Origin of the sequence: Phytoactinopolyspora halophila (assembly GCF_003287285.1) — a bacterium.
In the GTDB taxonomy this organism is placed as follows: Bacteria; Actinomycetota; Actinomycetes; order Jiangellales; family Jiangellaceae; genus Phytoactinopolyspora_A; species Phytoactinopolyspora_A halophila.
The window spans coordinates 557963-565789 of sequence record NZ_QMIG01000001.1; the positions used below are offsets into that span (position 1 = coordinate 557963).

The 7827-nt window shown below is 66.5% G+C and carries 7 protein-coding genes; 5 read left to right on the forward strand and 2 right to left on the reverse strand.

Features of this window, described 5'->3' with window-relative positions:
* The first annotated feature begins 73 nt into the window (after window positions 1-73).
* Window positions 74-544, forward strand: coding sequence for a pyridoxamine 5'-phosphate oxidase family protein (locus DPM12_RS02455; RefSeq protein ID WP_112256717.1), 471 nt, complete (start codon window positions 74-76; stop codon window positions 542-544).
* A gap of 18 nt (window positions 545-562) precedes the next feature.
* On the opposite strand, the gene DPM12_RS02460 is transcribed toward DPM12_RS02455, so the two are convergent.
* Window positions 563-2815: an MMPL family transporter gene (locus DPM12_RS02460; RefSeq protein WP_112256631.1), complete on the reverse strand. Its 2253-nt coding sequence runs from the start codon at window positions 2813-2815 to the stop codon at window positions 563-565.
* Window positions 2816-2975: 160 nt separating this feature from the next.
* On the opposite strand from DPM12_RS02460, the gene DPM12_RS02465 reads away from it, so the two are divergent.
* The 3 genes from DPM12_RS02465 to DPM12_RS02475 all read left to right on the forward strand — a co-directional run bounded on the left by DPM12_RS02465 (window position 2976) and on the right by DPM12_RS02475 (window position 5156).
* The gene (locus DPM12_RS02465; protein ID WP_112256632.1) at window positions 2976-3734 is read left to right on the forward strand and encodes a TetR/AcrR family transcriptional regulator; all 759 of its coding nucleotides are present in this window, start codon (window positions 2976-2978) and stop codon (window positions 3732-3734) included.
* A 177-nt stretch (window positions 3735-3911) separates the two neighbouring features.
* On the forward strand, window positions 3912-4307 hold the full coding sequence (locus DPM12_RS02470; protein ID WP_170313657.1) for a VOC family protein: 396 nt from the start codon (window positions 3912-3914) through the stop codon (window positions 4305-4307).
* An 87-nt stretch (window positions 4308-4394) separates the two neighbouring features.
* Window positions 4395-5156, forward strand: a complete 762-nt coding sequence (locus tag DPM12_RS02475) for a hypothetical protein (RefSeq protein WP_112256633.1) — start codon at window positions 4395-4397, stop codon at window positions 5154-5156.
* Window positions 5157-5291: 135 nt separating this feature from the next.
* Here DPM12_RS02475 and DPM12_RS02480 read toward each other — a convergent pair whose 3' ends face one another.
* Window positions 5292-6626: an FAD-binding oxidoreductase gene (locus DPM12_RS02480; RefSeq protein ID WP_112256634.1), complete on the reverse strand. Its 1335-nt coding sequence runs from the start codon at window positions 6624-6626 to the stop codon at window positions 5292-5294.
* A gap of 192 nt (window positions 6627-6818) precedes the next feature.
* On the opposite strand from DPM12_RS02480, the gene DPM12_RS02485 reads away from it, so the two are divergent.
* A complete protein-coding gene (locus tag DPM12_RS02485; RefSeq protein WP_112256635.1) occupies window positions 6819-7724 on the forward strand; it encodes a sigma-70 family RNA polymerase sigma factor in 906 nt (301 codons plus the stop codon).
* Window positions 7725-7827: the final 103 nt, after the last annotated feature.

Genomic DNA, 7827 nt, shown 5'->3' on the forward strand with positions numbered 1-7827 from the left:
ATGTATTCGATAACTCGAACGGAACCTCGGAACCTGACAGGAGATGTCAGGGATCGGCGACGACACTGGACACATGGCTACGTGGAAACAGTTCTCCGAAGAAGCACCGAAGCTCGCCGCGGCTGTCCAGGCACGGCTCGAGTTCACCAAGCATCACGTCCTGGCGACACTGCGGGGATCCGGAGCGCCGAGGGTCAGTGGCACCGAGGTCGACTTCCATGGCGACCACCTCACACTCGGTTCGATGCTGGACGCGGTCAAGGCTCGTGACCTGCAACGAGATCCGCGCTACGCGCTGCACACCAACCCCGGTGACGGCTCCATGGACGGCGGCGATGCCAAGATCTCCGGCCGGGCCGTCGAGGTACCGCCCGAACGGATGGACGAGTACCTCGACCGGCCCGTGGATGCACCGGGGTCGTTTCACATGTTCCTGCTGGAGATCGACGACGTCGTGCTCACGGGCCTGAACGACGAGAAGAACGCACTGGTTATTCAGCTCTGGCGACCAGGCGAACCGGTTCAGACCGGGACACGGCAATGACCCGTTCCCTCCGGGTCTTCAGCCGACGGGCTCCAGATCCTTCTTCGGTGCCGGAAGGTGCACCTCCGGGCGGCCCTCCACGTGTAGCTGGGGAATGCGGCGCTCCCACGTTCCCGGTAGCCACCAGTTGGCCCGGCCGAACAGGTGCATTACGGCCGGAACGAGAAGCATGCGCACCACGGTCGCGTCGATGAAGATGGCCGCCGCCATCCCGACGCCGATCACCTTGAGGAACACTTCGTCGCTCGGGACGAAAGCGGCGAACACCGCCACCATGATCGCCGCAGCAGCGGTGATCACGCGGCCCGTCCCGGCCAGCCCGTCGATGATGGCCCGGCCGTTGTTCCCTGTCCGTACCCACGACTCGCGCATCCGGCTGATCAGGAAAACCTCGTAATCCATGGACAGGCCGAAGAGCACGGCAAAGATGAGCACGGGGATGAACGCCGGCATCGGGGTCTGGGTGTCGATCCCGATCAGCTGGCCGAACCACCCGCCTTCGAGGGCCAGCGCGACGACGCCGTATGCGGCGGCCACCGAGAGCAGGTTCATCACCGCCGCGGTGACCGGTATGACCACACTGCGGAAGGCCACCAGCAGCAACATCATGGACAGGAGAACCACGCCGCCGATCAGGATGGGGATCCGGTCGACGATGTTGTCCGTCGAGTCGATCGCGGTGGCCGTCACGCCACCGACATAGGCCGTGACCCCGGTATCCGAGGTGGCGGTGGGAATCACGTCGTCCCGCAGGGTCTGCACCACCTGTTCGGTCTCGGCATCCTGCGGCCCCGTCGTCGGGATGACGGTCACGACTGCTGCGTCCCCGGCGTCGTTGAGCGTGGGCGGGTTGACGGCCGCCACACCCGGCGTCTCACCGATCGACTCGACGAGGGCGGACAATCCTCGCTCGTCCCGCATGCCGGTCAGATCGACGGCCAGCAACAACGGCCCGTTCGCCCCGGCGCCGAACGCCTCGGTGGTCATGTCGTAGGCCTGGCGCACCGATTTCTCCTCGATCTCGTTGCCCGCATCGGGGAAGCCGAAGCGCGCGCCGAGGAACGGTGCGGCGAGCGCGAGGAGCAATCCCACGCCAGCGATCGTGCCGAGAAGCCCGTGCCGCTCGATCAGCTGGCCCCAGCGCAGCCAGGTCCGCGACGGCTCGACGTGACCACCCTCGGCGGTCCTGGCGAGCCGTCGACGGCCCAGCGGGAGGCGCAGCCGCTCGATACGGTGACCGAGATACCCGAGGACGGCCGGGAACAGCGTCGTCGCGGCAGCCATCACCACCAGAACCGCCACGATCGTCACGACGGCGGCGCCGCGCATGAACGACAGGCCCATAGCGAACAGACCCAGCATGCTGATCACCACGGTGCTACCAGCCACGATGACGGCCCGGCCTGCAGTATCGAGGGTCGCGACGGTAGCCCGCTCGGTGTTGAGCCCGGCCACTCGCCATTCGCGAAACCGGGTCACCATGAGCAAGACGTAATCGATGCCGAGGGCGATGCCCAGCATCGTGGCGAGGGCGGTCGACCATTCAGGCACCTCGATCACCGCAGCGATGACACCGGTGAGCATGGCGCTCACTCCGAGACCACCGAGCGCTACCAGCAGCGGCAATCCGGCGGCCACGACCGAGCCGAAGGTGATGAGCAAGATGATCGCCGCAGCGATGAGGGCGATACCTTCCGAACCGACCTCACCTTGCTCCGCCCACATGATCGACTCTCCGCCGAGAGCGATCTCCAGGCCAGGGCGCTCGGCGTCCTCGGCCGCGGCGAGCAGCCGTTCACTGTGTTCCTCCGGCACATCGGCACCGTTGTCCGAGGTGAGGCCTAGCTGAGCGATCAGCGTCTGGCCATCTGGTGCGATGGCTCCGGGCTCGTCGTAGGGGTCGCTGACGCGCGCAACGTGGGGAGCACCGCTCAGCTCGTCGAGAAGGACACCGACGTCGGCGCGGACGTCCGGCGCGGTCACGTCGTCGGCCCGGACGACAACATCCACGGTGTCCCCAGCGAACTCCGGAAATCGTTCGTTTAGCAGCTCTTGCGCCTGTTGCGAATCCGATCCGGGCGCGGAGTAGTCGGCGGCGAAGTCACCGGCGAATGCCGAGGACAAGCCGACAGCCGCGGCGATGGCGATGAGCCAGGCGATGACGACGCGGCCACGGTAGCGAAAGGCAACACCGGCGAGGGAGCCGAGGATCCCGGGGCGAGGGGGAACCTCAGCGCCCGGCCGCTCGACCCCAGGTGGAAGCTCGGTCATGGAACAACCCTTCAGCAATGGAATGGTTCGTGACTCAAATAATCAAGAGTCACTTGAGTTATGCTTCATAACTATTCGCCAGGCGGGTTCGTCTTGTCAAGGAGCTTCACGCCTGTGACGATGATTAACGAGAAATTCATGTAAGGAGTTGAACCACCGCGTGGTCACGCAGCAGGATCCCGACCAGACGCTCCCGCCAGCACGTCCGTCCCGGCGGGAGCGCGCTCGCGCGGCAACCATCGACGAGATCAAGGAGACCGCGCTGCGTCTCATGCACGAGCACGGCAATACCGACCTGCGCTTCTCCGACATCGCGCGGGAGATGGGGATGACGGCCCCGGCGCTCTACCGATACTTCGCCGACCGGGACGAGCTCCTCACCGCGCTTATCGTCGATGCGTACGACGATTTGGGAACCACGGTGGCCGAGGCCCGGGAGGAGCTCCCGGTCGACGACCTGCCGGGACGGTTCCTCGCCGTCGCCGCGGCTTACCGGTCATGGGCCAAGCGCGAGCCACAGCAGTTCGCGCTCATCTTCGGGATACCCGTACCGGGCTATGTCGCTCCCGAAGAGGGCCCCACCACCGAGGCGGCCAAACGAGCAATGGGACAGCTCAAGGCGCTGTTCTCCGATGCTTCCGAGCGCGGCCTTCTCGGCAAACCGCTGATCGACGACGTCGACGACGCGCTGGCTGCCTGTGCACAGGTCGAACATCCGGCCACGGTGCCCCACGGCCCGCCGCTGCCACCGGAGACCTTCCAGGCATGTCTGCAGTGCTGGTCGTCACTGCACGGCTTCGTCATCCTGGAAACCTACGGCCACTTCGACTTCCTCCCGGAAGATGCTCGCGATGAGCTCTTCCACGCGACCGTCCGGCAGGCGGCCGTTACCTCGGGGTTTCCCTGGCCCCACAGGTAGACCGTCGATCCGAATGCACTTGTTGGGTCTGCGGAACGTCCAAGAGGGCTTAGCCGGCTCTGGACGTTCCGCAGACCCAACAAGTCGGATATACCTCGCCCGATCGAACCGATTGAGGACCAGATCAATCAGGAATCAAGAAGCGCCCACCTCCCACCCTCAGTTAATGTCACCGCCATGAACATCAAGTTGAAAGTCAGCGCAATCATGCTCGGCGTCGAGGACGTGGACCGTGCCAAGAGGTTCTATGTCGAGGGCCTGGGGTGCAAGATCGAGAAGGACTTCGGCGCGTTCGTCATGTGCGACTTGGGCGAAGGGTCGTCACAACTGGCGCTCTACGAATGGAACGCGGCAGCGCAGGACGCTGGCGTCTCCCCGGAGGGTTCTGGTTTCCGTGGCTGCTCGTTCCACTTCATCGGCGACTCCCGTGAGGAGGTCGATGAGGTGATGCAGGCCGCAGCGGCCGCCGGCGGCACCGTGGTCCGGGAGGCGGCCGCCGCCCAGTGGGGCGGGTACTACGGCTACTTCAGCGACCCCGACGGCTACCTGTGGAAGGTCACCACCAACGCCTGACCTCAGGGCTCCCGCGGCGCGGGCCTCGGGTGTATCGCGGCATGGGCCGGACTTGGCCCGCGCTGCGGGAGACACAACACTCGGATCATGCGCATATACCGAGCGCCCCGGCCGGACGCCGATCTGGAGTGGTTGAGCTCCCGACCTGAGCACGAAGCCGCGACTGGTTACGACGCGCAGGGTTGGGAATCGTCGACGTGGATCCTCCACGCGATGTATCACAACCCGGCGTTCGACGATCTGGGTACGTACGACGAGCTCCATCAAAGGGAGCTACGCTCCGGGACGGCCACGCCGCTGATCGTCGGAGGTCTCGATCTCGACGAGATCACAACGGTGACCGGCGCTCCCTTGGGGTTTGCCGCCCGACCAGGGGAATCGTGGCGTCGCTTGCCGTGGCATGACTACTTCACCGCGGTGAACGTCGAACCCGATCGGCAGTACCCGCCGTGCTTTCGGTGGTTTCCACACCGCACCTGGCCCGTGAGCATCGCCCCGCCGCCCGAGGGCTCGCTCGATGGCGAGAGCCTTGAAACGCTCGTCGAGTCACTCGCCGGGCACTCTCCGCAGGGTGCCCGGACGGAGTGCATCTTCCTCTACGCCTCCCTGCCGGCCGGCGACTTCGAGAATCCCCATGTCTGGCGGGGACCGCTCGGAGCCACAGGTGACCTTCTCGAACACCACGGCGGTCCCTACAGCTTCACGCCGACCAACATCTGGCCACACGATCGCTCATGGTTCGTCTGGACGGACTACGATCTCAGTGGCACCAAGGTGAGCGGGAGCCGGCACCTCATACAAACCCTTGACGCCGCACCAGCCCTCGAGACCTGGAGCGACCCGCGGTAGTTCAACGTACGCGAGACGCGCTCCGCTGGGTCATGCCGACCGCCGACGCCGCCGTCCCGTCGACGTCACCCCACTCAGCAGCGAGCGGTTCAGGTGCCGCCGGTGCCGGTGTCGTGTCTCCACGTGCAGGTCACCTCAGACCGCCACGCCGAAGTTGCTTCGGAACAGGTTCGCTGGGTCGCGCTCGGCCTTGATGCGGCGGAGCCGCTCGATCGAGTCCGGCGGCAGGGCGTCGGCGAGAGTCTCAGCCGGGTCGAGGAAGGTCACCGGCCTGCGGCCGCTGACCGGTAACGCGCCAGCGAGGGACCGCTGCTTGACGGTGATCGCCTCGGCGGTGGCTGGTTCTGTTGGCACGCCGAACATGTAGGCCATGTACGGCTCGGTCAGCGGGCCGTACGGGCTGTCACTGGGCTGCGTTAACGCGCCGCCGAGGTGCCGGATCTGCAGCATCATCAGCGGGGAGATGGGCTCAGCAAGCAGTGTGGCAATCGTGTCGTCATCCAATCCGGTGAGCAGCTCGGAATGCGACTGGCCGGGGCCAGGGTCGGTGGGCTCGGCGGTGATGCTGCCCAGCTCCGCAACGGACATGGGCCGACGGGTATCCGACAGCGGCGCGGGGAGCCGGTCGAGGTCGGCGAGCAGCTTCCGGGCCGCGTCCTCGTCGCCGAGGTAGGTGGAGTCGATCGCGATCATCGGGTCCGCACCCGGGAAGTGCAGTAGCTCTAGCCAGGCCGTGAGCTCGACCGGTGCGTGCTGGGTGATCGCCCGGTACGCGTCAACGACAGCCCTGCCGTGAGTCCCGTTCCACAGCATCCGGCCGCCGAACAGGGCCGGCGCATCGTGCAACGCGAGTTCGAGTCCGGTGACGATGGCATAGTCCCCGCCGCCTCCGCGCAGGGCCCAGAACAGCTCCGGGTCCGACCCGGCGGTCACTCGCTGTGGGCGGCCGACAGCGTCGACGAGGTCGAAGGCGGTGACGCTGTCGGCGACCCAGCCGTGGGCTCTGCCGAACCAGCTCAGCCCACCTCCGAGGACGACTCCAGTCACGCTGACCACGGGCGAGCTTCCTGGCAATCCTGTCAGCCCGTGCTTGGCGGCGGCGTCCTGCAGGCTGCCCGAGCGCACCCCGGCGCCGATACGGGCCCGCCGGGCGGCCGCGTCGATCTCGATCCGATCGAGGCGGCCGGTACGGAGCAGGATGGTGCCTTCGGTTCTGCCCGTGGCGCCATGGCCGTTGGGCTGAGTCGAGATGCCCACCTTCGCGGCGGATGCGTATCGGACCAGGGCCGCGACATCGGCTTCGTCGGCCGCCTCCACCACCGCGAGGGCCGGCTGCTCGACGGCCAGGTTCCAAGGCCGCCGGACGCTGTCGAAATCTGCGTCACCAGGCGACCAGACCCGGCCGCGCACGGCCGCCCGAAGTCCTTCGGGCAGGTCCGCTGAGACAGAGAGTGTGGAGTTCAGAGTCATGAGGTGCTCCTTCGTTGCGAGATAGACTGAACTGACCGGGCACGAGGGTGGAGACGCGGCGTAGCGAGCAGACCGTTTGCGCACGCAGTCTCGTCTCGAACCGTTTGCGTGCTTCATCTACTACGTCGGTTCGGCCGGCGAAAACGTGACAGGATCGGTCGAAGACGGCGACAAACGAAGGAACTACCGACGATGCCACCACCCCAGGCCGCAGCATCCGAGCGCGACCTCGCCACCGCGTTCGCAGCGCAGCGACCCCAGCTGCGGGGCATCGCCTACCGGATGCTCGGCTCGTACTGGGACGCCGATGACGCCGTCCAAGAAGCATGGCTGCGACTCCAGCGAGCAAAGACCGACGAGATCGACAACCTCGAAGCCTGGCTCACGGTGGTCATCTCGCGCGTCAGCGTCGACCTATTGCGTAGCAGAGCTTCCCGTCACGAGGACATCGAGGCAGACCTCCCGGACAACGAACCGCTTCCTTCGACGTTGGGACCGGAGACGTCCGCCCTCCGCGCCGATGAGGTGGGAACGGCGATGCTCGTGGTCTTGGACACGCTCGGCCCACTCGAACGGCTCGCTCTCGTCCTGCACGACGTCTTCGGCCTGTCGTTCGACGACATAGCCCCGATCGTCGAACGCTCTCCGGCCGCTGCCCGCCAACTCGCCTCGCGTGCCAGGCGCCGCATCCGGCACGTTGATGTTCCCGCCGAACGCGACCGCAAGCGCGAAGCCGTCCGGGCGTTCCTGAAAGCCTCCCGCGAGGGTGACTTCGGCTCCCTGCTCCAGCTCCTCGATCCCGAGGTCGAGCTGCACGCCGACGCCGATGTGGTCGCCACCGCGGCTCCCGCTGTCGATCACGGTGCACCGCTGTTGCAGGCCCACGTCCGCGGGGCCGACGCCGTCGCCCGCGTGTTCGCCGGCCGCGCCGAGCAAACCCAGATCGCTCTTGTCGACGGCCTCCCTGGTGCCGCCTACGCACCCGATGGCATGCCGTGGGCGGTCTACGCCATCCACCTTCCCGACGACAGGATCAGCCGCATCGAGGTCATCGGCAACCCCGCCCAGCTGACCGATCTCGCCATTGTCCTGGAATGATGCGCTATCACCCGCCTGCTCCGGCGGGTCGGCTGGCTGAGTGGGTCTTCGGATCCTGGCGGGGTGCTGGGTTCATCGGACGATGATGGAGCCTAGTACTCGC

Excerpts from the sequence above, each read along its gene's own strand:
- DPM12_RS02455 (WP_112256717.1), top strand. The coding sequence starts at position 74 with ATGGCTACGTGGAAACAGTTCTCCGAAGAAGCACCGAAGCTCGCCGCG.
- DPM12_RS02460 (WP_112256631.1), bottom strand. The coding sequence starts at position 2,815 with ATGACCGAGCTTCCACCTGGGGTCGAGCGGCCGGGCGCTGAGGTTCCC.
- DPM12_RS02470 (WP_170313657.1), top strand. The coding sequence starts at position 3,912 with ATGAACATCAAGTTGAAAGTCAGCGCAATCATGCTCGGCGTCGAGGAC.
- DPM12_RS02475 (WP_112256633.1), top strand. The coding sequence starts at position 4,395 with ATGCGCATATACCGAGCGCCCCGGCCGGACGCCGATCTGGAGTGGTTG.
- DPM12_RS02480 (WP_112256634.1), bottom strand. The coding sequence starts at position 6,626 with ATGACTCTGAACTCCACACTCTCTGTCTCAGCGGACCTGCCCGAAGGA.
- DPM12_RS02485 (WP_112256635.1), top strand. The coding sequence starts at position 6,819 with ATGCCACCACCCCAGGCCGCAGCATCCGAGCGCGACCTCGCCACCGCG.